At 64.7% G+C, this 22,080-nt stretch carries 22 protein-coding genes, 1 other RNA gene and 1 pseudogene; 13 read left to right on the top strand and 11 right to left on the bottom strand.

Annotated elements, in window-relative coordinates:
- Nucleotides 1–39 precede the first annotated feature (39 nt).
- From mraY to rsmH, 6 genes are read right to left on the bottom strand one after another with little or no spacing between them, the layout of a single operon-like run.
- Nucleotides 40–1,125 (bottom strand): phospho-N-acetylmuramoyl-pentapeptide-transferase, encoded by a 1,086-nt coding sequence (gene mraY / locus JNE37_RS15225; protein WP_035030258.1) that lies wholly within the window; start codon nt 1,123–1,125, stop codon nt 40–42.
- 26 nt (nt 1,126–1,151) lie between these two features.
- Nucleotides 1,152–2,546, bottom strand: a complete 1,395-nt coding sequence (locus JNE37_RS15220; RefSeq protein ID WP_203063619.1) for a UDP-N-acetylmuramoyl-tripeptide--D-alanyl-D-alanine ligase — start codon at nt 2,544–2,546, stop codon at nt 1,152–1,154.
- Entirely contained in the window at nt 2,546–3,985 is a 1,440-nt protein-coding gene (locus tag JNE37_RS15215; RefSeq protein ID WP_246513308.1) for a UDP-N-acetylmuramoyl-L-alanyl-D-glutamate--2,6-diaminopimelate ligase, read from the bottom strand. The genes JNE37_RS15220 and JNE37_RS15215 overlap by 1 nt, the downstream gene beginning before the upstream one ends.
- 47 nt (nt 3,986–4,032) lie before the next feature.
- On the bottom strand, nt 4,033–5,745 hold the full coding sequence (locus tag JNE37_RS15210) for a peptidoglycan D,D-transpeptidase FtsI family protein (protein ID WP_035030266.1): 1,713 nt from the start codon (nt 5,743–5,745) through the stop codon (nt 4,033–4,035).
- A complete protein-coding gene (gene ftsL, locus JNE37_RS15205; RefSeq protein ID WP_035030269.1) occupies nt 5,745–6,122 on the bottom strand; it encodes a cell division protein FtsL in 378 nt (125 codons plus the stop codon). Before ftsL ends, JNE37_RS15210 begins: the two co-directional genes overlap by 1 nt.
- On the bottom strand, nt 6,119–7,108 hold the full coding sequence (rsmH, locus tag JNE37_RS15200; RefSeq protein WP_203063618.1) for a 16S rRNA (cytosine(1402)-N(4))-methyltransferase RsmH: 990 nt from the start codon (nt 7,106–7,108) through the stop codon (nt 6,119–6,121). Before rsmH ends, ftsL begins: the two co-directional genes overlap by 4 nt.
- A 454-nt stretch (nt 7,109–7,562) precedes the next feature.
- Between rsmH and JNE37_RS15190 the strand changes: the two genes are divergently transcribed.
- A complete protein-coding gene (locus JNE37_RS15190; RefSeq protein WP_203063617.1) occupies nt 7,563–7,826 on the top strand; it encodes a CopG family antitoxin in 264 nt (87 codons plus the stop codon).
- Between the two features lies 1 nt (nt 7,827).
- On the opposite strand, the gene rnpB is transcribed toward JNE37_RS15190, so the two are convergent.
- The 3 genes from rnpB to JNE37_RS15175 form a co-directional block, all read right to left on the bottom strand.
- An RNA gene (rnpB, locus tag JNE37_RS15185) (RNase P RNA component class A) lies at nt 7,828–8,202 on the bottom strand.
- A gap of 32 nt (nt 8,203–8,234) precedes the next feature.
- The gene (locus JNE37_RS15180; RefSeq protein ID WP_035030576.1) at nt 8,235–8,936 is read right to left on the bottom strand and encodes a TerB family tellurite resistance protein; all 702 of its coding nucleotides are present in this window, start codon (nt 8,934–8,936) and stop codon (nt 8,235–8,237) included.
- Nucleotides 8,937–9,044: 108 nt separating this feature from the next.
- Nucleotides 9,045–9,923 carry a hypothetical protein gene (locus JNE37_RS15175; protein WP_203063616.1) on the bottom strand — a complete coding sequence of 293 codons (879 nt, stop codon included), beginning with the start codon at nt 9,921–9,923 and terminating at the stop codon, nt 9,045–9,047.
- 192 nt (nt 9,924–10,115) lie between these two features.
- On the opposite strand from JNE37_RS15175, the gene JNE37_RS15170 reads away from it, so the two are divergent.
- A complete protein-coding gene (locus JNE37_RS15170; RefSeq protein ID WP_035030277.1) occupies nt 10,116–10,979 on the top strand; it encodes a LysR family transcriptional regulator in 864 nt (287 codons plus the stop codon).
- Here the strand turns inward: JNE37_RS15170 and JNE37_RS15165 are convergent.
- On the bottom strand, nt 10,945–12,378 hold the full coding sequence (locus JNE37_RS15165) for an NAD(P)H-dependent flavin oxidoreductase (protein ID WP_203063615.1): 1,434 nt from the start codon (nt 12,376–12,378) through the stop codon (nt 10,945–10,947). The two genes, JNE37_RS15170 and JNE37_RS15165, sit on opposite strands and share 35 nt — an antisense overlap.
- A 10-nt stretch (nt 12,379–12,388) precedes the next feature.
- On the bottom strand, nt 12,389–12,988 hold the full coding sequence (locus tag JNE37_RS15160) for a Tim44/TimA family putative adaptor protein (RefSeq protein ID WP_203063613.1): 600 nt from the start codon (nt 12,986–12,988) through the stop codon (nt 12,389–12,391).
- A 359-nt stretch (nt 12,989–13,347) separates the two neighbouring features.
- Here JNE37_RS15160 and ccoN point away from each other — a divergent pair, with 359 nt between their 5' ends.
- From ccoN to JNE37_RS15105, 11 genes and pseudogenes are all read left to right on the top strand, one after another.
- Nucleotides 13,348–14,988 carry a cytochrome-c oxidase, cbb3-type subunit I gene (gene ccoN, locus JNE37_RS15155; protein WP_203063611.1) on the top strand — a complete coding sequence of 547 codons (1,641 nt, stop codon included), beginning with the start codon at nt 13,348–13,350 and terminating at the stop codon, nt 14,986–14,988.
- Nucleotides 14,989–14,996: 8 nt separating this feature from the next.
- Nucleotides 14,997–15,728: a cytochrome-c oxidase, cbb3-type subunit II gene (gene ccoO / locus JNE37_RS15150; RefSeq protein WP_203063609.1), complete on the top strand. Its 732-nt coding sequence runs from the start codon at nt 14,997–14,999 to the stop codon at nt 15,726–15,728.
- On the top strand, nt 15,725–15,898 hold the full coding sequence (locus JNE37_RS15145; RefSeq protein ID WP_081899583.1) for a cbb3-type cytochrome c oxidase subunit 3: 174 nt from the start codon (nt 15,725–15,727) through the stop codon (nt 15,896–15,898). The genes ccoO and JNE37_RS15145 overlap by 4 nt, the downstream gene beginning before the upstream one ends.
- A complete protein-coding gene (gene ccoP / locus JNE37_RS15140; protein WP_203063607.1) occupies nt 15,889–16,773 on the top strand; it encodes a cytochrome-c oxidase, cbb3-type subunit III in 885 nt (294 codons plus the stop codon). Before JNE37_RS15145 ends, ccoP begins: the two co-directional genes overlap by 10 nt.
- Nucleotides 16,770–16,937, top strand: coding sequence for a hypothetical protein (locus JNE37_RS15135; RefSeq protein ID WP_197030175.1), 168 nt, complete (start codon nt 16,770–16,772; stop codon nt 16,935–16,937). Before ccoP ends, JNE37_RS15135 begins: the two co-directional genes overlap by 4 nt.
- Before the next feature lie 17 nt (nt 16,938–16,954).
- The gene (locus tag JNE37_RS15130) at nt 16,955–17,746 is read left to right on the top strand and encodes a DUF2189 domain-containing protein (RefSeq protein WP_203063605.1); all 792 of its coding nucleotides are present in this window, start codon (nt 16,955–16,957) and stop codon (nt 17,744–17,746) included.
- Nucleotides 17,721–20,000 (top strand): heavy metal translocating P-type ATPase, encoded by a 2,280-nt coding sequence (locus JNE37_RS15125; RefSeq protein WP_203063603.1) that lies wholly within the window; start codon nt 17,721–17,723, stop codon nt 19,998–20,000. The genes JNE37_RS15130 and JNE37_RS15125 overlap by 26 nt, the downstream gene beginning before the upstream one ends.
- A pseudogene (gene ccoS / locus JNE37_RS22665) lies at nt 20,000–20,137 on the top strand (cbb3-type cytochrome oxidase assembly protein CcoS); the annotation flags it as partial. The gene JNE37_RS15125 and the pseudogene ccoS, both read left to right, overlap by 1 nt.
- A 281-nt stretch (nt 20,138–20,418) precedes the next feature.
- A complete protein-coding gene (locus tag JNE37_RS15115; RefSeq protein WP_203063599.1) occupies nt 20,419–21,099 on the top strand; it encodes an NnrU family protein in 681 nt (226 codons plus the stop codon).
- A 9-nt stretch (nt 21,100–21,108) separates the two neighbouring features.
- Nucleotides 21,109–21,588 carry a group III truncated hemoglobin gene (locus tag JNE37_RS15110; protein WP_203063597.1) on the top strand — a complete coding sequence of 160 codons (480 nt, stop codon included), beginning with the start codon at nt 21,109–21,111 and terminating at the stop codon, nt 21,586–21,588.
- A 27-nt stretch (nt 21,589–21,615) separates the two neighbouring features.
- The gene (locus tag JNE37_RS15105; RefSeq protein WP_203063595.1) at nt 21,616–22,047 is read left to right on the top strand and encodes an Rrf2 family transcriptional regulator; all 432 of its coding nucleotides are present in this window, start codon (nt 21,616–21,618) and stop codon (nt 22,045–22,047) included.
- The last annotated feature ends 33 nt before the right edge of the window (nt 22,048–22,080 follow it).

Genomic DNA, 22,080 nt, shown 5'->3' with positions numbered 1-22,080 from the left:
AGGGCCGGGGTCGCGCAAAGGTTGCGGGCGACAGTGCGACTAGCGCAGCTTGAGCGAACTCAGGCCGATCAGAGCCAGCACGAACGAGATGATCCAGAACCGGATCACGACCTGGCTTTCTGTCCAGCCCATATGCTCGAAATGGTGATGGATCGGCGCCATCTTGAAGACGCGTTTACCCGTAAGTCGGAACGAGGTCACCTGCACGATGACCGACACGGTTTCGAGCACGAAGAGCCCCCCGACGATGGCGAGCACGATTTCGTGCTTGGTCGCCACCGCGATCGAGCCGAGTGCGCCGCCAAGGGCGAGCGACCCGGTATCGCCCATGAAGATCTGCGCCGGCGGGGCATTGAACCACAGGAAGCCGAGGCCGGCGCCGATCAGCGCGCCGCAGACCACCGAGAGCTCGCCCGTGCCCGGCACGTAGTTCACCAGAAGATAGTCGGCAAAATTCTGGTTGCCGACAAGATAGGCGATGAGCCCGAAACAGCCCGCCGCGATCATCACCGGAACGATGGCGAGGCCATCGAGACCATCCGTGAGGTTCACTGAATTACCCGCGGCCACCACGACGAAGGCGCCGAACAGCATGAAGCCCCAGCCCAGATTGACCGCGAGACCTTTCACGAACGGGAACATCAGCGAGGTCGACGTCGCAGGGTCGCCCAGCACGGAAATCGCGTAGCAGGCCACGACGCCGATCAGCGCTTCGATCAGCAGCCGCTGGCGCCCGCCAAAGCCCTTGTGCGACATGCGCTTGACCTTGAGGTAGTCGTCATAGAGCCCGATGGCGCCGAAGCCGATGGTGACGAACAGCACCACCCATACATAGCCGTTCGCAAGGTTCGACCAGAGAAGCGTGGCGATCACCGCGCCCGAAAGGATCATCAGGCCACCCATGGTGGGCGTGCCCTTCTTGGTCACGAGGTGCGAGGCCGGGCCGTCCTCGCGGATCGGCTGCCCCCTGCCTTGCCGGATACGGAGCATCGAGATCATGCCCGGGCCGAACAGGAACACGAAGAACAGCGCCGTGACCATGGCCCCGGCGGTGCGGAAGGTGATGTAGCGGAAGACGTTGAAGGCCGCGAGGTGTTCGCCCAACTGCCCAAGGAAATACAGCATGCTTCGAAACCTCGTTCCGGCTTTCTCTACGCGAAGCGTTCGCGAATCTGCTTGACCAGGCCGGAAAGCCGCACGCCGTTCGATCCTTTGACCATAACTGCGTCGCCATAGGCAAGGCCCGCGAGAACGCTCTGCGCTATCTCATCGGTGGTGTTCTTGTGGTCCGTCACGACCTGTGGACCCAGGGCATCTGCGAGGGCCGCCATGCTGGGGCCGACGAGATATACTGCGTCGGCACCGGTCGCAAGCACCGCATCCTTGAGTGCGGCATGAAGCGCCGGGCCCTTCTCGCCCAGCTCGAGCATGTCGCCTAAAACCAGCACCTTCCGTCCGCCCGGCGCATCCTGCGCGGCAAACACATCCATGGCCGCCGCCATCGAAGCGCTGTTAGCGTTGTAGCTTTCGTCGACCAGCAGCAGCGGCCGCGTGGCAGGCCCGAGCAGCGTCGCCTGCCCCCTGCCCTCCGGCGCACCGAACTGCGCCAGCGCCGACAGCGCCGTATCGCGATTGACGTCGATTTCTTCAGCAACTGCGAGAGCCGCCACCGCGTTGGCAATCATGTGCCGGCCATGCGCCTTGATCGACAGCGATACGACCGCATCGCCATGGCGCACGATGGCGTGCATGTGCTCGCCGGCCAGTTGCGCGCTTTCGATGCGCCAATCGGCGTTCTCGGCAAAACCATAGGTCACGATCTTGCCGACACCCGCGGCCTTGGCGACTTCGATGAGCACGCCGACATAATCATGGTCGGCATTGATGATCGCCGTGCCGCCCGGCTCCAGCCCTTCGAAAATCTCGCCCTTGGCACGGGCAATCCCCTCGACGGAATCGAAGAACTCCAGATGCGCCGCTGCGACAGTGGTAACCACCGCTACATGCGGGCGCACCAGGCGGGTAAGGGGCGAAATCTCGCCGGCATGGTTCATCCCAAGTTCGAAGACGCCGAACTCGGCCTCGCGCGGCATGCGCGCCAGCATCAGGGGCACGCCCCAATGATTGTTGAAGCTTTTGATGGAATAGTGCGTCGGCCCCGCCGCACCCAGCACGGTGCGAATTGCCTCCTTGGTCGTGGTCTTGCCGGCGCTGCCGGTAACGGCCACGATCCTGGCCGCGCTGCGCTCCCGCGCCGCGCGGGCAAGGTCGCGCAAACCTTCGAGCGCATCAGGCACGACCACCAGCCGCTCGCCTGCCTCATCAGCCTTGCCTTCGCTCACCAGCGCGGCAGCCGCCCCATTGGCCAGCGCTGTCGGCACGAAATCATGCCCGTCGAACCGATCGCCTTTAATGGCCACGAACAGTGCATCGGGCCCCAGCTCGCGCGAATCGATCGAGATGGAGGAAATGCCGTCCCCGGTCAGGCCTTTCCCGCGTCCGCCCGTGGCGGCCAGGATTTCTCCAACCGTGAACAGTCTTGCCATTACAATCCCTTGAGCGCAGCCAGGACCACTTCGTGATCCGAGAAATGATGCTTGGTAGTGCCGACGATCTGGTAGTCCTCGTGGCCCTTGCCGGCGATCAGTAGCACGTCACCCGGCATAAGTTGGGCAATCGCCGTCTCGATGGCGGTTTTCCTGTCACCAATTTCGACGGCCTGCGGCACCGCGGCCATGATTTCGGCGCGAATGGTCGCGGCGTCCTCGGTGCGCGGATTGTCGTCAGTGACGATCACCTTGTCCGCCATGCGGCCGGCAACCTCGCCCATCATCGGGCGCTTGCCCTTGTCGCGATCCCCGCCCGCGCCGAAGACCACGTGTAACTTGCCCTTCACATAGTCGCGCAGCGACGCCAGAGCCGTCTCGAGCGCCACCGGCTTGTGGGAATAATCCACGAAGATCGCCGCGCCATTGTGCTCGGCCACCAGCTCCAGCCGCCCCTTGGCGCCCTTGAGCTTTTCGACGGCCGCCAGCGCCTGCTCCTTGGTGACTCCCGTGCACATGGCAAGCGCAATCGCCATCACCGCATTGCTCGCCTGGAACGCGCCGGTCAGCGGCAGGAGGAAACTCACCGGCTCGCCGACAAGGCGACCGGTGACGCGCTGGCCATAGCCCTCGTTCCTGATCTCGCCGATCTCGAAGAACGCGCCTTCGCGCCCGATGGTAAGCAGCGTCGCCCCGCGATCCAGCGCCGCGAAGACGAACGGCATGTGCTCGGGATCGTCGGTATTGATCACCGCCGAACCGCCCTCTTCGAGCAGGTCCGTGAAGAGCCGCTGCTTGGCCTTGCTATAGGCCTCCATGTCCGGATGGTAGTCGAGGTGGTCGCGGCTGAGATTGGTAAAGCCCACCGCCTTGAAACGGATACCATCGAGCCGCCGCTGGTCGAGCCCATGGCTCGAAGCCTCCATGGCGACATGATCGATGCCGCGCGCCTTGAGCGCCGCGAGGTTCTTGTGGATGGTCAGCGAGTCCGGCGTCGTCAGTTCGCCCGGCAGCAGGCCATCGCTGGTTTCAACGCCAAGCGTCCCCACGCTCGCGCTCGGATAGCCGCTCGCCTGCCAGATCTGGCGCACGAAGGAGGCCACGGAAGTCTTGCCATTCGTACCCGTCACCGCCACGGCCACGTCCGGCTGCGGCGCCAACGTACGCGCGGCCGCGCGCGCATAGGCTGCGCGCACATCGTCCACCACGAGCACGGGAATCCCCGGATCGCTCGCCGGTTCCCGGTCCGTAACCATGGCCACGGCGCCGCGCTGGGCAGCCTGACCGGCAAACTTGTCGCCATGCACGCTCGTCCCCGGCAGGGCGAAAAACACTTCGCCCTTCTCGATGGCGCGGCTGTCGGCGTTAACGCCCTTTATTATGCCTGGCACGCCTTCTGGCACGACCGAAACGGCATCCTTGAGCAGTTCTAAGAGCATTCTTGGCAAATCCTTGGGCCTTCTGGCGGGGATCGTTTAGCGCAATTCTAGCGCATTGATGCGGGAACAAGCCGATCGTCAATAACAGAATCGAAATTAGGCGCGATTCCGAGCATCGGCGCGATGCGGGTGACAATTCGACCGGTGGCTTCACCGGCGTTCCAGCCGGCGGTTTCACCCGATTGCGCATTCTCGCGCTTGGGTTCGTCCACCAGCACGATCATCGCATAACGCGGATTGTCGAGCGGGAAGGCGGACGCGAAGATGTTGAGGTTGAGCCCGTTCTTGACGTAGCGGCCATTGACCACCTTTTCGGCCGTACCGGTCTTGCCCCCCACCCGATAGCCATCCGACAGCTTGTTCATGCGCGAGCCCGAGCCTTCGAGCGCGTTGAGCCGCATGAGCGAGCGCATCTCGGCACTGGTCTGGGGCGACACCACCCGGCGATAAAGCGCCTGCGCCTGTTCCGGCGTGCGGCGATAGAAAGTCGGTGTGATGTAGTTGCCGCCATTCACCAGCGCCGTATAGGCCGCCAGCATGTGCATGGGCGTGATGGAGATGCCGTGGCCGAACGAGGCCGTGGCCGCGACGATTTCCGAGAACTGCTTGGGCACGCTTGTCGTCGTACGCTCGGGCAGCTCGGTCACCAGCGGATCGTCGAACCCCATGCGGGTGAGGAAGGCGCGGAAATTGTCCTTGCCCATCGTCTGCATGACCTTGATCGTGCCGATGTTGGACGAGAACTTGTAAATCTCCGGCACCGAGAGAATGCGGTGCTTGCCATGGAAATCGTCGATCGTGTAGCGCCCGAAACGCACGCCGAACCGCGCATCGAACGTATCGTTGATCTTGACCGCCCCGCTATCGAGCGCCCCCGCGATGGCGATCGACTTGAACGTGGAGCCATGCTCGAACTTGCCCGAGGTGATGCGGTTCATGCGCCCCTCGACCAGCGCCGTACGCGGATCGTTGGGGTCGAAATCGGGCAGCGACACCATCGCGATGACCTCGCCCGAATAGATATCCATGATCGCCCCGGCCGCCGCGACGGCCTTGTAGCGGTCGAGCGCATCGGTCAGCACGTCGTGCATCGCGTGCTGCACGCGCAGGTCGATCGAAAGGTTCACCGGCGTCAGCGCCTGCCCGCGCGCCAGGCCGATCGACTGCAGCAGCGCCACGTCTTCCTGATCCATGGACCGCTCGATGCCGGCAATGCCCTGGTTGTCGATATTGACCGCACCCAGCACGTGCGAGGCTTCGCTGCCGCCTGGATAGAAACGCTTGCTTTCGGTGAGGAAATCGAGGCCGGGAATGCCCAGCCGCATGATCTTTTCCTCGATGGCCGGGGTCAGTTCGCGCTTGATCCACACGAAGCCCTTGTCACCCTCGAGGCGCTTGCGCAGCCAGGTGGCATCGAGATCGGGCAGCACGGTGCGGATCTTCTCGACCGCTTCGTCCACATCGATGATCCGGCGCGGCTCGGCAAAGAGCGAGGGCACGCGAATATCCACGGCCATTTCCATCCCGTTGCGATCGAGGATGGGCGGGCGCGTTGCCGAGATGATGTCTCGGGTCTGCCCTTCGATGGTCGTATCGGTATCGACATAGCCCAGTTGCACCAGCCGCCCGCACACGACCAGGAACACCGCGGCAATGACCGCAATGACCCAGCGGATGCGGGCCCGCGTGAGATTGGTGCGCGCCTTGCGCGCGCCGATCAGGGCAATGACTTCGTTCGCGTCTGCGGAGATGATGGCCATTACTGCAAACTCTGGAGCGGCGCGTCGGCCGGGTCGACGCCGGTTTCAAGGGATTCGAAGAGCTCGGTCAGCGCGGCGTTATCGGGCGCTACCGGGCGCATCGGAATGATGTCGAAGCTCGAAATCTGGGCCTGCTTGAGCGGCTGCAGGTCCAGTTGCTCGGCGTGTCGGGTCACGATCGGCCCCACATGCGCCGGCTGGTTGAGATAAGCCCAGTCGGCCTTGAGCAGCGAAAGGTCCGCTTCCTGGCGCGAAATCGTTCGCTCCATCGCCGACTTGGCGCTCGCCGTCTCTTCGACCGAATATTTGAGCGCATAGACGGCGACCAGCGCCACGATGCTCGTCAGCGTTAGGATGATATTGAGATTTCGGATCATGCCGCACCCCTGACCGTCGGAACGGCCAGTCCTTCAAAGCTCACCGGCCGCGCTGGGGCCGCCGAACGCACCGCCGCGCGCAGGATCGAGGATCGCGCCCGCGGATTGCGCTCCAGTTCCTCCGCACCCGGCTTCGCCGCCTTGGCCACATTCACCCAGCGGCGCTCGGGCGCCTGCGTCACCGGCATGTGCCGCGACTGCGCGGGTCCGCCCTTGTCGGGATCGAAGAACCGCTTGACGATCCGGTCCTCAAGCGAGTGGAACGTCACCACCGCCAGCCGTCCGCCTTCCGGCAGTACGCGCTCGGCCGCGAAGAGCCCGTCCACCAATTGATCGAATTCCGCGTTGACCGCGATCCGCAGCGCCTGGAAGCTGCGCGTCGCCGGATGCATGTCCCCCGGCTTGCGGCCGATTGCCTTCTCGATCAGCCGCGCCAATTGCGTCGTGGTGGTGATCGGCTCGTTCGCCCGCGCGGCCACGATGAACTGCGCGATCCGCCGCGATTTGCGCTCTTCGCCATAGGCATAAAGCAGGTTGGCCAGCTCGGCCTCATCGAGCGTGTTGACGAGATCGGCAGCGCTCTCGCCCGATTGCGCCATGCGCATGTCGAGCGGCCCTTCCCGCATGAACGAGAACCCGCGATCGGCCTCGTCGAGCTGCATCGAGGACACCCCGATATCAAGCACGACACCATCCACCGCCTGCCCCGCAACGACCTGGTCCAGCTCGGAAAACGTCCCCGGCACGAATTGGAAAGTCTGAGGAAACTGCGCCTGCAACCGCTCGACATGCGGCGCGACATTGGGGTCGCGATCGATGGCCACCACGCGCGCGCCCGCATCGAGCAACGCACGCGAATAACCGCCGGCACCGAACGTCCCATCGACGATAAGTGCCCCCTTGAGCGGCCGGAGTGCATCGAGCACTTCCGCCAGCAAGACAGGCACATGCGGTTCCTGATTGTCGGGCACGATACGCTGGCCCATGGACGACGCAACTCCAAGCCCGGCTCCGCCCGCCGGTTTGCTTAACTATCCGCGCATTCGCGGTTCATCCTCGCAATTTGCAACACAGCCTTTAAGATTCTGTTTCCCATGGAGGGGTGCGTGGAGATTTGGCGTGAGGCGCGACGCCTCTTGGCATTTGTCATGACAAATGCCTATATCTTCGAATGCGAACCGAAATCGCTGGCATCGACTGGGATGAAGGCAATCTGGCCAAATGCCAGAAGCATGGCCTTTCAATCGAGGAAATCGAAGGGCTGTTCGGGTCGGATACCCTGACGGTATTCCCCGATCCCTTCCCGGACGAACAGTGCTATCGGTCGAGCGCCCTCGGGCCGCCACGTCTTCGTCGTCTATACGATCCGAGACATTGGCGGCGCCCTGCATATCCGACCCATCAGTGCACGGTACATGCATGAGAAGGAGATTCGGCACTATGAGCGACAGCAAGCAGCCACTTCCCGGCTTCCGAAGTGACGCGGAAGCCGAGGATTTCGTCGAGAATGCCGACCTGACCCAGTACGACCTGAGCGGCGGGCAGCCGGTTCGCTATGAGTTCAAGTCCAAGGACGCCAACATCAGCATGCGCGTTCCGCGGCAACTGCTTGATGCCGTCAAGGCGCGGGCTCAGCGTGAAGGCATCCCCTACCAACGCTTCATCCGCCGGATACTTGAAGAGGCCGTCTCCTCGCGCAAATAGAAATGCCAGTTGACCTATAAGCCGGGTTCTGTAAGGCGGGGTTGCCCCCGCGTGGCGGCCATTCCTCTGGGAAGTGCGTTGCCGCACCCCTCTAGCAACCAACCCGGATGATCAGGCCTCGAAACAGGCTGGGCAAAGCCCGCGTCATCCCTATTTGGTCTTGCTCCCGGTGGGGTTTACCATGCCGTCCCCCTTGCGGGGTCCGCGGTGCGCTCTTACCGCACCCTTTCACCTTTTCCCCGGCCGAAGCCGGGGTAGTTTGCTTTCTGTGGCACTTTCCCTGGGGTCGCCCCCGCCGGACGTTATCCGGCACCGTGTTTCGATGGAGCCCGGACTTTCCTCCCCGCTTGCGCGGAGCGGCCACCCGGTCAACTGGCAAGCGGATGTAGGGGCGCGATGCCCGGTGCGTCAAGCAGCCTGCTTGGTGATCTGTGCGTAAGCCTGGTTGATCGCGGCCATGCGTCGCGTCGCCACGCCGATCATTTCCTCGGGCACGCCCTTGGCGATCAGCCGGTCCGGATGATGCTCGGCCACCAATTGCCGGTAGACCTTGCGCACTTCATCCTTGCTCGCGCCCGGCGCCAGGCCCAGCACCATATAGGGGTCGGTGCCGTCATCGAAGAGCAGCACATGCTGGGCAGCCAATTGCTCGAAGCGGGCATCGTCGAACCCGAAGATGTCGCTCACCGACTTGAGGTAGTCGAGCTCGGCCTCGTGCAGCAGCCCGTCCGCCGAGGCGATGACGAACAAACCGTCGAGCACATGCTCGAGCATTTCCGGCTGGTCGAAGAAGAACCGCCCGATCTTGCGGGCATAGGCCTCATAGCCGGCGACATCCTGCTTGGCCATGTCGAACAGCGTCTCGACCTGCGCCTCCTGCCCCTCAGGCACTTCGACCGTGCGGTAGAACGCCCGGATCTCAGACGCCGTCACAACGCCATCGGCCACGGCCATCTTGGCCGAGAGCGCGATCAGCGCCAGCGTGAAGGCGGCTTCGCGCCCACCGGGCAGCCAGTTGTCGGGATCGAGCGCGTTGGCCAGCGAGCCCGCAACGCCTGTCCGTTGCGAGAAGGAACCCACCGTCGTTGCAATGCGCTGCCAGATCGACACGACCATCTCCAAAGCGCGCGGAGCATAGCCGCACGGCTGGAAATGAAAAGCGGTGTGGCACATGCAATTTTGCATGGCAGGCTCCAGGCCGGCTCAACCGGCGTCAGGTCAGTTCCAGAAGAAGAGCGGGCCCGTATTGACCGGCCCCAGATATTCGGTGCCGCCGGCATTGTACTCGACATAGTCGCCGTCCGCCCGCGGATCAAATTGCTGCCGACGCTGCGGCTGCTGGGCCATGCGCTTGCCGGCCTGGCGCTGGGCCAGGAAGTCCGAAAGCGGGCCGGATTCCCAATCCTGGAGGTCGCGGGCCGTCACGCGGTCAGTATTGTTGAAGCTCGCCACGGTCTGCGGATCGATGCCCGGATTAGGCTGCGTCACGGCAACCGCACGCGACTTCGGCCGCATCGAAGCCGGCATCGGGATCGGCGCGATCAGCTCGGGCTGCGGGCTGAGCGCGGCCACGTCGGTGACCGTTTCCTGCGGCGCGGGCGTCGTGACGGCAGGCTTGGTCGCTGCAGTCGCCAGCGGATCCTTGCCACCCGGCGTCGCCCACTTGGATTCGCCCCAGGTCACGGGTTTGTCGGGATTGGCGGCAGCCACCTGGCTCGCCGGCTGCTGCACGACGGGCTTGGCCGGCGCCGGCGTTTCCACCGCTGCCGTATCGCCACCCGAAATATAGGACGGCAGCTTCTTGCCGGTCGAAACGAAGCGATCGACGATGTCGTTGCCGGCCGCGGTGGTCGTCACCACGGGAGCGGCGGGCTTGGCAGCAGCCACCTGGTCACGGTTCGCCGGACGATTGGCAGGGATGGGGGCGATCAACGCCACCTGTTCGACGGCAGGCTTCTGCTTGGCCGGAACTTCGTCTACCACCATCGCCTGCCTGGATGAAAACTGGGCGGCAACCATGTCCGCTGATGGAACCGCGACCACAAGGGCCAACCCGGCCCATGCCAGACCCCAGGTAACGCGCGAATTCAGCATCATTCCAGTCCTCGTTAACCATCCTCCCCTCGTCCGCAGGGGAGCCGACTTTGATGGCCATTTTGTGTTGCCATCGATCAGCAGCTTGGCTGAGTCGACCTGAACGATAGCTGAACGATTTCTTGGCGCCACACCCTTCATCGGCAGCTTTGCGACTGTTATCGTGCTTGAGCGCAAAAATCCTGAGGCAATCGCATGGACGTCGCCCTCGCCCGCACTTTTCTCGAAATTGCCCAGAGTGGAAGCTTCGTGGCGGCCGCGAGCCGACTCAACATCACGCAGACGGCCGTGAGCGCTCGCGTCCGCACACTTGAGGACCAGCTCGGCCGCCGCCTTTTCATCCGCAACAAATCCGGCGCCCGCCTTACGCCGGCCGGCGAGCGCTTCATGCGCCACGCCATCACCTTCCTCCAGGTCTGGGATCGCGCCCGCCACCAGGTCGGCCTCCCTGAAGGGCGCACCGACGTTGCCAGCGTCGGCGCCGAAATGAGCCTCTGGAATCCTTTTCTCTCCGATTGGCTGGTCTGGATGAAACATCAGGCGCCCGAGATCGCGCTACGAGCCGATGTCGATATCCCCTCGCGCCTGCTGGATCGCATTCATGACGGCTCACTCGACCTGGCCGTGCTCTACGACCCGCCGCCACAGGGCGGCAATGCCGTGGTCGAACTGCTGACCGAGGAAAAGCTGGTCATGGTCACCACCTCGACCGCACCCAATCCCGAGCTCGGCGACGACTACGTGCATGTCGATTGGGGCCCGCTCTTCCATTCGAGCCATCAGGCGGCCTTCCCGCAGCTCGGCAGTCCCGCAGTGCAGATTTCGCACGGCCCGCTGGCCCTACTCTATCTCACCCGCGTCGGCGGCACCGGCTATTTCCGGCTGAGCGCGGTCGCGCCCTATCTCGAGGCCGACCGCCTGCACATCGTGGAGACCGCCCCGCAATTCTCCTACTCGGTGCATATGGTCTATTCGACCCTCACCGAGCCGGCGCTGATCGACCGCATGCGGCAGGGCTTCCTGGTCAGCTCGTCGCTTCCCAGTGCCAGAGTGGCTTAGCCCCGTTTCGCGCGCGACGGTTGACCTGTATCGAGGCCAACAGCCCGCTGAGTAGGCTGCGCAGGCCATCTTCGCCGACCCGGGGATTGAGCGCCCCAAGTCGCAGGGCCAAACCCTCCTCCAGTCGCTCCACGGCCAATTCGGCCGACTCGCCGGCCAATACCGGTGCCGCGACGGGTTGCCTGCCCTTGAGCCATCCGGTCAGCGCCAGATAGGCCCGCGCATAGTAGAGCGTGCGGATGTCGAAGGGCGGCAGGCCATCGGCACGCCTGCCCCTCTGATAGGCGCGCAGCAATGCGCCACACTGCCCGGCAACCGCCGCAAGCTCGGATTGCAGCTCATCGCCTTCGATATAGCCGAGATAGACCCCGTGGATCTCCCCGGCATAACAGACGGGCGAACTCGATTCCGCCGTGCCCGGCGTCGACGCTCCCAGCCAGTCGCTCGCTTCGGCAACGAGCCGGCGCATGCGCTCCCCGGCGCTCGGAATATCGGAAATCTCGCCCACTCCGGTGCCCGCATAGAGTGCCATTTCCTCGAACTGCCCACTCATGCCCTTGAGCGGGGAATCTGTGCTGAACCGATAGATCGGTCGCTCGTCTTCGTGCCCGATCACGATACGCGCGCTTGAAAAGGGCGAGCCGTGCCTGCCGCTGGTGACGCTGTTACCAAGCACCCGCACCTTGGCCCCGGCTGGCCAGTTGACGTGGAAATCGGCCGTCAGCCGCGTATCGCCGCCATTCGCCGCGACCAGTCTTTCCTTGTGATAGTCGTGTGCAAAGGCCTCGCGCGTGGCCATGAGGGCCGTGCCGAGCACGACCCCCTGCGCCCCAAGCGCCAGCGCCGTCACGATATCGGCGCCGCGCGCGATCCCTCCTGCCGCCAGCACCGGCACCGACACGGCCTCGACCACTTTGGGCAGTAATTGCCCTAGCGGCTCGTTGCCGCGCACATGCCCACCAGCCTCGACGCCCTGTGCGATGATGATCTGCGCCCCGGCATCCTCTACCTCGATCGCCTCCTCGGCCGAGCCGACCTGATGGGTGACCATTACCCCGGCCTTGCGGAGCCGCTCGACTACGCGCCGGTCGATCTCCCAGAAGAGCCCGACGACCGGCACGCCCAGGTCGATGCAGAGCCCGATCTGCCGGTCGAGCAGCGCCGGATCGGTGGCCGCCGGAATGACGTTGATGCCGAAATGCTCGTGCCCGGCCTTGCGCATCCGCTGCACTTCGGTGCGGATCAGCGCCTCCGGCTCGCGCACCATCCCCATGAAGGCGAAGCCGCCGGCATGCGTCACCGCGGAAGCCAGCTCGAACCGCGCCACGCCGCCCATGCCGGCAAGCACGATCGGGTAGCGGCATTTGAGGATCGCGCAGATGTCGGTGTGAAGCTTCATGCCTGGTTACTCAATCGGCCGGCTCTGCCTCGGTGGCAACCAGCTTCCAGTTAGGGTCCGTCGTCGAGACGAGGCGGCGGAACGTCCAGATGTCGACCGTCTCGACGACGTTGGAGCGGTCCGTGAAGATCACGTCGCCCCGTTCGTTCCGGGCGGCTCGCGCCGATAGCCCGGTAAAGCGCACCGAGATCCGCGCTGTGCTCCCTTCGAGCGAGGCGTCAACGATCTCGGCAGATTTTACGCCGGCAAACACCATGTCCACGGGAATGCCGACCCGCTCCCGCTCGCGGATCGCGCCCGCAAAAGCCTCCCAGACATCGTCGGCCAGCAGCGCCGACTCTTTCTCGACCCTGCCTTCGTCGAACGCCTTGACGATCCGCTCATAGGCAATCCGTGCCCCTTGCAGGAACTCCACCGAGGAGTCCGCCCCCGCCGCCGTCAGCACTGCGTCAAATGGACCCTGGGTCCCCTTCTCCGCCGCCTTGGGCCCGACCGCCGCACGCTGCGCGGCAGCCTGCTCGGGTCGCACCTGGAAGATGTAATAGGTCACCCACGAGGCCCCCATAGCCAGGCCCATCAGCAGATAATCGAGGAAACCAGCCGTAGACATCGGATCGCCTCTGGCGCTCTGCGCCATTGATTACGCAAAGCGTAGTCCCCGGCTCCGCCTGCGGCAAACGAATTTGATTTCGTTTAAGTGCAGGAAAATTGGTGAGAAAGCCCCCGCCCCTCACCTCGCCTGTTCCTTCCCGCACGACCGATCCAGCAGGTCTCCCTCCCCCTTGCGGGGAGGGGACAGGGGTGGGGATAAGCCCCAGACACCAATCCCGGCCACCCCAGCCACAATGCCGCACTCCAAAAGATACATTTTTGATGCATCTTTTGCGTGCGACTTGATCTAGATCAAAGAGGTCGCCCGACCTTCGGCCTATGGCCCTGTCGATGAGCAAAAGCTGTTGAGGCGCTGCAATGATATCTGAGTTGACGCGGGACGAGCGTCGTTTGGCGGTAGTCTTTCTTGGACTGCTGACCGCTGTCGGCCTAGCCATGGCCATCGGCGGACGCGACGATCTGATGGGAGTTCATGGCTGGCTGGTGGCCCTGCTGGCGGGTACGGGGACCTTCCTCGTGCTGCGCGGCCTGGATGGCCCCGAGCCCCCGGCAAGCCGGCTGACCGAATATTACGACACGCCCACCAAGGTCGGCATCATCCTGACGCTCATCTGGGGCGTCATCGGCATGTTCATGGGCCTTTGGGTCGCCGCGCTCCTCGCCTGGCCGGAACTGACGTTCGACGCCGCCTGGGCTAGCTTCGGGCGCCTGCGTCCGGTGCATACGAGCGGGGTGATCTTCGGTTTCGGCGGCAATGCGCTCATCGCCACTTCGCTGCACGTGCTCCAGCGCACTACCCGCGCCCGACTGCCCGACCAGTTGAGCCCCTGGTTCGTCCTCATCGGCTACAACCTCTTCTGCCTCGTGGCGGCGAGCGGCTACCTCATGGGCATGACGCAATCGAAGGAATATGCCGAGCCCGAATGGTATGCCGATATCTGGCTGGTCGTCGTCTGGGTCGTCTATTTCAGCATCTATATCCGCACCCTGATGCGCCGGAAGGAACCCCACATCTACGTGGCCAACTGGTACTTCATGGCCTTCATCCTAGTCGTGGCGCTGCTCCACATCGTCAACAACCTGGCGGTGCCGGTCTCGCTCACCCATGCCAAGAGCTATTCGCTGTTCTCGGGCGTGCAGGATGCCATGACGCAATGGTGGTACGGCCACAACGCGGTGGCGTTCTTCCTCACCGCCGGGTTCCTGGGCATGATGTATTACTATCTGCCCAAGCGCGCCGGCCGGCCGATCTTCTCCTACCGGCTTTCGATCATCAGCTTCTGGGGCATCACGTTCATGTATATGTGGGCGGGCTCGCACCACCTGCATTTCACCGCGCTCCCCCATTGGGTGCAGACCCTGGGCATGGCCTTCTCGGTCGTGCTGCTGGTGCCCTCCTGGGCCTCGGCGGGTAATGCGCTGCTGACCCTCAACGGCGCCTGGCACAAGGTGCGCGACGACGCGGTGCTCCGCTTCATGGCCATGGCCGCGTTCTTCTATGGCCTTTCCACCTTCGAGGGCTCGTTCATGGCCATCCGTGCCGTCAACTCGCTCTCGCATTATACGGACTGGACCATCGGCCACGTCCATGCCGGCGCGCTCGGCTGGGTGGCGATGATCACCTACGGCTCGATCTACGCGCTCGTGCCCTGGATGTGGAAGAAGCCCGGCATGTATTCCAAGCGCCTGGTGGAAGCCCACTTCTGGCTCGCCCTCTCCGGCACCGTCGTCTACGTCTTCGCGATGTGGAACTCGGGCGTCATCCAGGGCCTGATGTGGCGCACCTACGACCAGAGCGGGGACCTGGCCTACAGCTTCGTGGATAGCCTCGTCGCCATGCACCCCTACTACATCGCCCGCGCAGTCGGCGGAGGCCTCTTCCTCCTCGGAGCCGTGCTGGCCCTGGTCAATGTCTATCTCACCATCACCCGCCCGGCTCCGGCCGCCGAGGAAGAAGGCTCCGATCTGCCCGCTCTTGCGGTCGAGGCAGGGGAGTAACGGCACAAATGTTCAAGTTTCACTACAACCTCGAACGCAACGCCATCGGCTTCGTCGTCGCCATCGTCATCGTGGCCTCGATCGGCGGCTTCATCGAGATCGCGCCGCTCTTCACCATCAACCAGACGGTGGAGAAGGTGGCCGACATGCGGGTGCAGACCCCGCTCGAGATCGCCGGACGCAACATCTATATCCGCGAAGGCTGCTATGCCTGCCATTCGCAGATGATCCGCACGCTGCGCGATGAAGTGGACCGCTACGGGCCCTATTCGCTCGCCGTGGAAAGCCAGTACGACCACCCCATGCTCTGGGGCTCCAAGCGTACGGGCCCGGACCTTGCTCGCCTCGGCAACAAGTACTCCGATGCCTGGCAGACCGCCCACCTCAACAACCCGCGCGATCTCGTGCCCGAATCCGTCATGCCCGCCTATCGCTGGCTGCTGCGCGACAAGGCCAAGATCGACGACCTGGGCGAGCACCTGGCGGCACTCCGCACGGTCGGCGTGCCCTATACCGACGAGATGATCGCCAACGCCGCCATCGACGCCTATGCGCAGGCCAACCCGGATAGCCCGGAAGCCGCCAACGTCACCGCTCGCTACGGCGAAGCCACGAACGTCAGAACCTTCGATGGCGAGCCGGGCGCAGTCACCGAGATGGATGCGCTCGTCGCCTATCTCCAGTCCCTCGGCACGCTGACTGATGCCGCCTTCCAACCCCAAGTCGCGGAGGTCGAATGATGGAGTTGCATGACATCCTGGTCGGAATGTCCAAGTCGCTCGGGCTCTTCTACCTCATCGCCCTGAGCATCGGCGTCGTGGTCTATGCTTATTGGCCCGGCAACCGGAAACGCTTCAACAGCGCCGCCGAGCAGGTGGTCGCCGAAGGCGAGGACAAGCCATGTCCGTGAAGGAACGCGATCCGGTAACCGGACACATCACCACCGGGCACGAATGGAATGGCATCAAGGAGCTCAATACGCCGGTGCCCAAACCGGTCTGGGCCTTCCTCATCGGCGCCAGCGCCTTCGCTATCGCCTGGACCGTCCTCATGCCGAGCTGGCCCGGTGTCTCGGGCTATTTCGGTGGCCTGCTTGGCGCCGACCAGCACAAGGCCGTGGCCGAAAGCATTGTGGAAGCCACCGACGCCAAGGCCAGTTGGACCGACACCATCGTCTCCGGCAGCTATGAGGACCTCCTGGCCAACGAGGACGCGATGAAGTTCGTCCGCGTCGGCGGCAAGACGCTCTTCGGCGACAATTGCGCCGCCTGCCATGGCCTCAACGCCCAGGGCAATCCCGGTTATCCCAATATCGCCCAGGCGCCGACCCTCTGGGGCAGCGATCCCGAGACCATCGCCGAGACCATCCGCGTCGGCATCAACTCGCAACACCCCGATACCCGCGTCAGCCAGATGCTGGCTTTCGGCCGCGACCAGATGCTCACCCTGCCCCAGGTCGATCAGGTGGCCCACTACGTGCTCACCCTCTCCGACCCGGCCAAGGCCGCGCAGATGACGCCGGAGGCACTGGCCGAGGGCAAGCAGATCTTCGCCGACAATTGCTCGTCCTGCCACGGCGACGACGGCAAGGGCCTGCCCGATAGCGGCGCTGCCGACCTCACCGACCAGTTCTGGATCTATGGCGGCGATTTCGACACCGTGCGCGCCACGATCTATTCCGGTCGCCAGGGTCACATGCCGAGCTGGGAAGGACGCCTCTCCGACTACCAGCGCAAGCTCCTCGCCCTCTACGTGCTCGACCTGCGCAGCAAGGAGGCACAATGACAGCCATGTTTCCCTCCTGGAAACGCCGGACCTGGCTGATGGTGCTGGCCGCGGCCGTGTTGGCGCTCTTCGTCGCCAACGGGCACCTGGTCTACGTCGCCTTCCAGTCCCAGCCCGAATGCGTCACCGCCGGCGGCCTTCAGGCCGCCAAGGCAGCCTGCTGAACCCCACGAGAACCACAATGGCAAAAGCTCATTCCCTTCCCGAACTGGTTCCCCCGCTGCCGCGTGAGGTCGACCATCGCCGCAACCTGCCGTTGAGTTCGGCCTTCACCTGGCTGGCTCTCGGCTGGAAGGACCTGTGGACCAAGCCCGGCCCCAGCCTCGTCTATGGCCTCGCCGTCACCGCCCTTTCGATGCTCGTCATCTGGGCGATGTTCGAGTTCAGCTGGGACAACGTGCTGTTCCCGGCGCTGGCCGGCTTCCTCGTCATCGGCCCGGTGCTCGCCATCGGCACCTATGAGAAGAGCCGCCGGCTCGAGGCGGGCGAAAAGGTCACGCTCTGGAACATGCTCTTCCCCAAGGCCGGGGTGCAACACCTGTTCTTCGTCGGCGGCGTGCTGATGATGATCATGCTGCTCTGGCTGCGGGCGGCGGTGCTGCTCTATGCGGTGTTCTTCGGCTGGCTCCCCTTCCCCGGTCTCGACCAGCTCCTGCCTATGCTGCTCGGCACGCCGCGCGGCCTGGCATTGCTGGCGGTCGGCACGCTGGTGGGCGGGCTCTTCGCGGCCCTCGCCTTTGCGGTCAGCGTCCTCTCGATCCCGCTGGTCCTCGACAAGCAGGAAGACGCCTTCACCGCCATGGGCACCAGCGCTTCCTATGTCTGGAACAACCTGCCGGCCATGCTGGTCTGGGGCGCCATCGTGCTGCTGCTGACCATAGTCGGCGTCGCCACCGGCTTCCTCGGCTTCATCATCCTCTTCCCGCTGCTCGGCCATGCCACCTGGCATGCCTATCGCACGGTCATCGGGTGACCCGGCCATGACCTGCTGCATGCCACCGCCGGATTTCGTCGAGGCTGCCGCCGGCCCCATCAAGGCCGGCCCATCCCCCGATGAAATCAGGCTCGCCAGCCGCGACATCGGCGGTGGCTTGCGCCAGACGGACCTGTCGGTCCCCGACATCCATTGCGGGGCCTGCGTCAACGCCATCGAGAAGGCAGTCTCCCGCCTTGATGGCGTCCATGACGTGCGCGTCAATCTCTCGGCCCGCCGCGCCGCCATCCGCTGGAAGGATGCCGCCGAGCCGCCCGACTTCTCGCGCACCATCGCCGATCTCGGCTATCGCGCCCATATCTACGAAGCCGGCGACGCCGCCAAGGACGAACGTCTCTCCGGCCTCATCCGTGCCCTCGCCGTCGCCGCCTTCTGCTCGATGAACATCATGATGCTTTCGGGCTCGGTCTGGTCCGGCGCCGATGGCCCGACACGCGGCCTGCTGCACTGGTTCTGTGCGGGGCTGACGCTGCCGGCCCTGCTCTATTCCGGCCGCGTCTTCTACGAATCCGCCTGGAACGCCATCCGGCACCGGCGCACCAATATGGACGTACCGATCACCATCGGCATCTTCCTAGCCTTTGGCCTCAGCCTCTACGACACCGTTACCAACGGTCATCAGGTCTATTTCGACGCCGTGGCCTCGCTGATCCTCTTCCTCCTCATCGGGCGCACCCTCGACCACGTCATGCGCAACCGCGCCCGCAATGCCGTCCTCGGCCTCGCCAAGATCGCGCCGCGCGGGGCGCTGACCCTCAACGACGATGGCACGACCACCTATCTGCCGATCGCGGAGGTGGAGGCGGGGGCGAGAATTCTCGTGCGGCCCGGCGACCGCATTCCGGTGGATATGGAGATCATCGACGGCCGCTCCGACGTCGACCGCAGCCTCATCACCGGCGAGAGCGAGCCTGTCACCGTGGCGCCGGGCATGCGGATCGAGGCGGGGGCGCTGAACCTGCATGGTTCGCTCACGGCCCGCGCCCTTGCCAATGGCAATGATTCCACGCTTTCGGAAATGATGCGCCTCATGGAGGCGGCCGAGTCCGGCAAGGGCGCCTATCGCACCATCGCCGACAAGGCCGCCGCGCTCTATGCGCCGGTGGTCCACATCTCGGCGCTGGCCGTCTTCCTCGCCTGGTACTGGTCCACGGCCAATTTCCACGAGGCCGTTACCACCGCCATCGCCGTCCTCATCATCACCTGCCCCTGCGCCCTCGGCCTCGCCGTGCCCATGGTACAGACAGTGGCCGCCCGCCGCCTGTTCGACCGCGGCATCATGGTCAAGGACGGCTCCTCCATCGAGCGCCTCGCCCAGATCGACCGCGTCGTTTTCGACAAGACCGGCACACTGACCGCCCCTTATGGCGCCCTCCAGCTCTCGAACGAGGAAACCGGCGCTCTTTCGCTGGTCCGCACCCTCGCCAGCCGCTCGAGCCACCCCACCTCGCGCGCCCTCGAGCAGATGGCCGCCTCCGCCCCTCTGCTCACCGATCTCGCCGAAATCACCGAATTCCCCGGCAACGGCATCGAAGCCAATAGCGACGGCCACCAATACCGCCTCGGCCGCGCCGAATGGGCGGCGCCGGGCGCCCAAGAGCGCGGCACCATCCTGGCCCGCGACGGCAACATCCTCGCCCGTTTCGAGTTCGCCGACCGCCTGCTTCCGGGCGCCAACGAAGCCGTCGCCATGCTCCGCCATGCGCGCCTTCCGGTCCAGATCATCTCCGGCGACAACGAAGCCAAGGTTTCGGCCATAGCCGGCGAACTCGGCATCGCCGACCACCGCGCCCTCGCCCTGCCGCGCGACAAGATCGAGACCATCGAAGCCCTCCAGCGCGACGGCCACAAGGTCCTCATGGTCGGCGACGGCCTCAACGACGCCGCCGCCCTCACCGCCGCCCATGTCTCGATGGCTCCCGCCGAAGCCGCCGAAATTGGCCGCAACGCCGCCGATTTCGTCTTCCTCCGCCCCGACCTGCGCTCGGTGCCCTACGCCTTCGACATCGCCCGCAATGCTGCCCATCTCGTGCGGCAAAACCTCTGGATCGCCCTCGTCTATAACCTCATCGCCCTGCCTGCCGCCGCCATGGGCCTCGTCACCCCGTTCTGGGCCGCCATCGCCATGTCGGCCTCCTCGATCGTCGTGGTCCTCAACGCGCTCCGCCTAGGCTGGCACGCCCCCAGTTTCAAGCCCGCCGTCCGGCGCGCACGGCCGGTACAGGTGTCCTGATGGAAACCTTCCTCTACCTCATCCCGATCTCGGTCATCCTCGGCCTCATCGGCCTCGTCGTCTTCCTCTGGACCCTCCGCAACGGCCAATACGACGACCTCGACGGCTCCGCCGAACGCATCATCTACGACGAGGATCGGCCCAAGGTGGACGATGTGGGCCAAGCAGAAGCAGAAGCGGAAGCACACCCCCACGCCCGGCCCCACCCCCTTACTTCCCCGGGCGAAGACCCGGGACCCACGGATGATGCCACGCGAGTGGCGCGCCCCATAGGCCCCGGCTCTGCACCCGGGGGAGATCGGGGCGGTGAGGAACATCGGCGAGGTGAGAAAGATCGGGGAGATGGAAAAGCTCCGGCAGGCAACAAAGCCCCCGCTCCCACCTCGTCAAAGAACGCCCCCAAATCGGGCCACACCCCATGACCTCCCTCCTCCTGGCCCTGGCCGCCTTCATCCTCCTGCACTCGGTCCCAGCGATCCGCCCCCTGCGCGCTTCGCTGGTCAACGCCTTCGGCCGCCGCACCTATCTCATCGGCTATTCCGTCGTGTCCCTCGCCACCCTGCTCTGGGTGTTCCAGGCCGCCTTCACCGTCGACTATATCCCGCTCTGGGATTTCCAGCCCTGGCACGCCGTCGCGCCCATCGTGCTATCACCCATCGCCCTCTGGCTGGTCTTTGCCGGGCTCATGAGCCCCAATCCGCTCTCGGTCTCGATCCGCAACGACGTGCAGCCCGGCGCCATCACCTGCGTCACGCGCCATCCCATCCTCTGGGGCTTTCTCCTCTGGTCGGGTAGCCACGTCCTCGCCAATGGCGACCTGCGCTCGCTCATTCTGTTCGGCGGCCTGGCGCTGTTCTCTGCCTTCGGCATCTGGATCAGCGAAAAGCGCTCGCGGCGGCGCCTCGGCGCTGGATGGGCCTCGGCCTCGCGCGGTACCTCGATCATCCCCTTCGCCGCCATCCTCACCGGCCGCGCCCGGCTGACGGTCGACGCCCCTATGCTCATCGCCGCCATCATTGCCGCGCTGCTCACGCTTTTCCTGCTTACCGGTGGTCACGCCATGCTTTTCGGCGCCGACCCCATCGCCTCACTCGGCTAGGAGCCCATCATGACGGCCAGCCCCGGCACGCCCCTCACCCTTCGCGGCAACCGCATCCCGCCCTCGCTTGACGAGGCGATGATCCACGGCGTCGTCCACGGCTTCTATCGCCGCGTCCGTGCCGATACTGATCTCGGACCGGTCTTCGAGGCCCGCATCGCCGATGACGCCTGGCCGCACCATCTCGCCCGCATGTGCGATTTCTGGTCCTCGATCCTCCTGCGCACCGAGCGTTACGAAGGCCGCCCCCTGCCCGCGCACCTGCGCATCCCCGAACTCTCCGACCTGCATTTCGATCGCTGGCTCACCCTCTTCCGCACCACGGTGCTCGAAGAGTGCGACGATGAATCTGCTGAACTCTTCCTGTCCTTCGCCTATAGGATCGCCCGCTCCTTCAGGATGGCGGTAGCGTTCCATCGTGGAGAAGACACGCTTTCCATCCCGCCTCTCCCCATTGACGCCGCATATCTGGGAGATGCGGAAGCCTAGCCGCCCCGGCTTCTCGGAACCATCACCATGCGCCTGACCGTCTTTTCGGATTATTCCCTGCGCCTGATGATGTTCGCGGCCAGCCACGAGGAGCGCCTCGTGACGATCGAGGAGGTCGCCCAGACCTTCGGCATCTCCCGCTCGCACCTTATGAAGGTCGCCAATCTCCTCACCCGCAGCGGCTTCCTCAAGGCCGTGCGCGGTCGCTCGGGCGGCCTGTCGCTCACCCGCTCAATCGACTCGATCCGCCTCGGCGATATCGTCCGCGCCACCGAACCCGACTTCGCAGTCGTCGAGTGTTTCGGCTCCAGCAACGCCTGCCGCATCACCCCCAATTGCCGCCTCAAGGGCATCCTCGGCAGCGCCCTCCACGCCTTCCTCGCCGAACTGGACGCCCACTCCCTGCGCGATCTGGTCCTCCGCCCCACAGACTTCGGCATCTCGCAACTATCGAACTGAGTTCCATAGCTTCCCTCCCCTTGCGGCGAGAGA

The sequence above is a fragment of the Paradevosia shaoguanensis genome, assembly GCF_016801025.1.
Lineage (GTDB): Bacteria > Pseudomonadota > Alphaproteobacteria > Rhizobiales > Devosiaceae > Paradevosia > Paradevosia shaoguanensis.
Note: the sequence above shows the minus strand (reverse complement) of the source record. Positions and strands in the feature narration are given on the sequence as shown.

Excerpts from the sequence above, each read along its gene's own strand:
- JNE37_RS15130 (WP_203063605.1), top strand. The coding sequence starts at position 16,955 with ATGGCAAAAGCTCATTCCCTTCCCGAACTGGTTCCCCCGCTGCCGCGT.
- JNE37_RS15115 (WP_203063599.1), top strand. The coding sequence starts at position 20,419 with ATGACCTCCCTCCTCCTGGCCCTGGCCGCCTTCATCCTCCTGCACTCG.
- ftsL (WP_035030269.1), bottom strand. The coding sequence starts at position 6,122 with ATGATCCGAAATCTCAATATCATCCTAACGCTGACGAGCATCGTGGCG.
- JNE37_RS15125 (WP_203063603.1), top strand. The coding sequence starts at position 17,721 with ATGCCTATCGCACGGTCATCGGGTGACCCGGCCATGACCTGCTGCATG.
- JNE37_RS15215 (WP_246513308.1), bottom strand. The coding sequence starts at position 3,985 with ATGCTCTTAGAACTGCTCAAGGATGCCGTTTCGGTCGTGCCAGAAGGC.
- ccoO (WP_203063609.1), top strand. The coding sequence starts at position 14,997 with ATGTTCAAGTTTCACTACAACCTCGAACGCAACGCCATCGGCTTCGTC.
- JNE37_RS15170 (WP_035030277.1), top strand. The coding sequence starts at position 10,116 with ATGGACGTCGCCCTCGCCCGCACTTTTCTCGAAATTGCCCAGAGTGGA.
- JNE37_RS15145 (WP_081899583.1), top strand. The coding sequence starts at position 15,725 with ATGATGGAGTTGCATGACATCCTGGTCGGAATGTCCAAGTCGCTCGGG.
- JNE37_RS15220 (WP_203063619.1), bottom strand. The coding sequence starts at position 2,546 with ATGGCAAGACTGTTCACGGTTGGAGAAATCCTGGCCGCCACGGGCGGA.
- rsmH (WP_203063618.1), bottom strand. The coding sequence starts at position 7,108 with ATGGGCCAGCGTATCGTGCCCGACAATCAGGAACCGCATGTGCCTGTC.
- ccoP (WP_203063607.1), top strand. The coding sequence starts at position 15,889 with ATGTCCGTGAAGGAACGCGATCCGGTAACCGGACACATCACCACCGGG.
- JNE37_RS15210 (WP_035030266.1), bottom strand. The coding sequence starts at position 5,745 with ATGGCCATCATCTCCGCAGACGCGAACGAAGTCATTGCCCTGATCGGC.
- JNE37_RS15105 (WP_203063595.1), top strand. The coding sequence starts at position 21,616 with ATGCGCCTGACCGTCTTTTCGGATTATTCCCTGCGCCTGATGATGTTC.
- JNE37_RS15135 (WP_197030175.1), top strand. The coding sequence starts at position 16,770 with ATGACAGCCATGTTTCCCTCCTGGAAACGCCGGACCTGGCTGATGGTG.
- JNE37_RS15160 (WP_203063613.1), bottom strand. The coding sequence starts at position 12,988 with ATGTCTACGGCTGGTTTCCTCGATTATCTGCTGATGGGCCTGGCTATG.
- JNE37_RS15110 (WP_203063597.1), top strand. The coding sequence starts at position 21,109 with ATGACGGCCAGCCCCGGCACGCCCCTCACCCTTCGCGGCAACCGCATC.
- JNE37_RS15190 (WP_203063617.1), top strand. The coding sequence starts at position 7,563 with ATGAGCGACAGCAAGCAGCCACTTCCCGGCTTCCGAAGTGACGCGGAA.
- ccoN (WP_203063611.1), top strand. The coding sequence starts at position 13,348 with ATGATATCTGAGTTGACGCGGGACGAGCGTCGTTTGGCGGTAGTCTTT.
- JNE37_RS15175 (WP_203063616.1), bottom strand. The coding sequence starts at position 9,923 with ATGATGCTGAATTCGCGCGTTACCTGGGGTCTGGCATGGGCCGGGTTG.
- mraY (WP_035030258.1), bottom strand. The coding sequence starts at position 1,125 with ATGCTGTATTTCCTTGGGCAGTTGGGCGAACACCTCGCGGCCTTCAAC.
- JNE37_RS15165 (WP_203063615.1), bottom strand. The coding sequence starts at position 12,378 with ATGAAGCTTCACACCGACATCTGCGCGATCCTCAAATGCCGCTACCCG.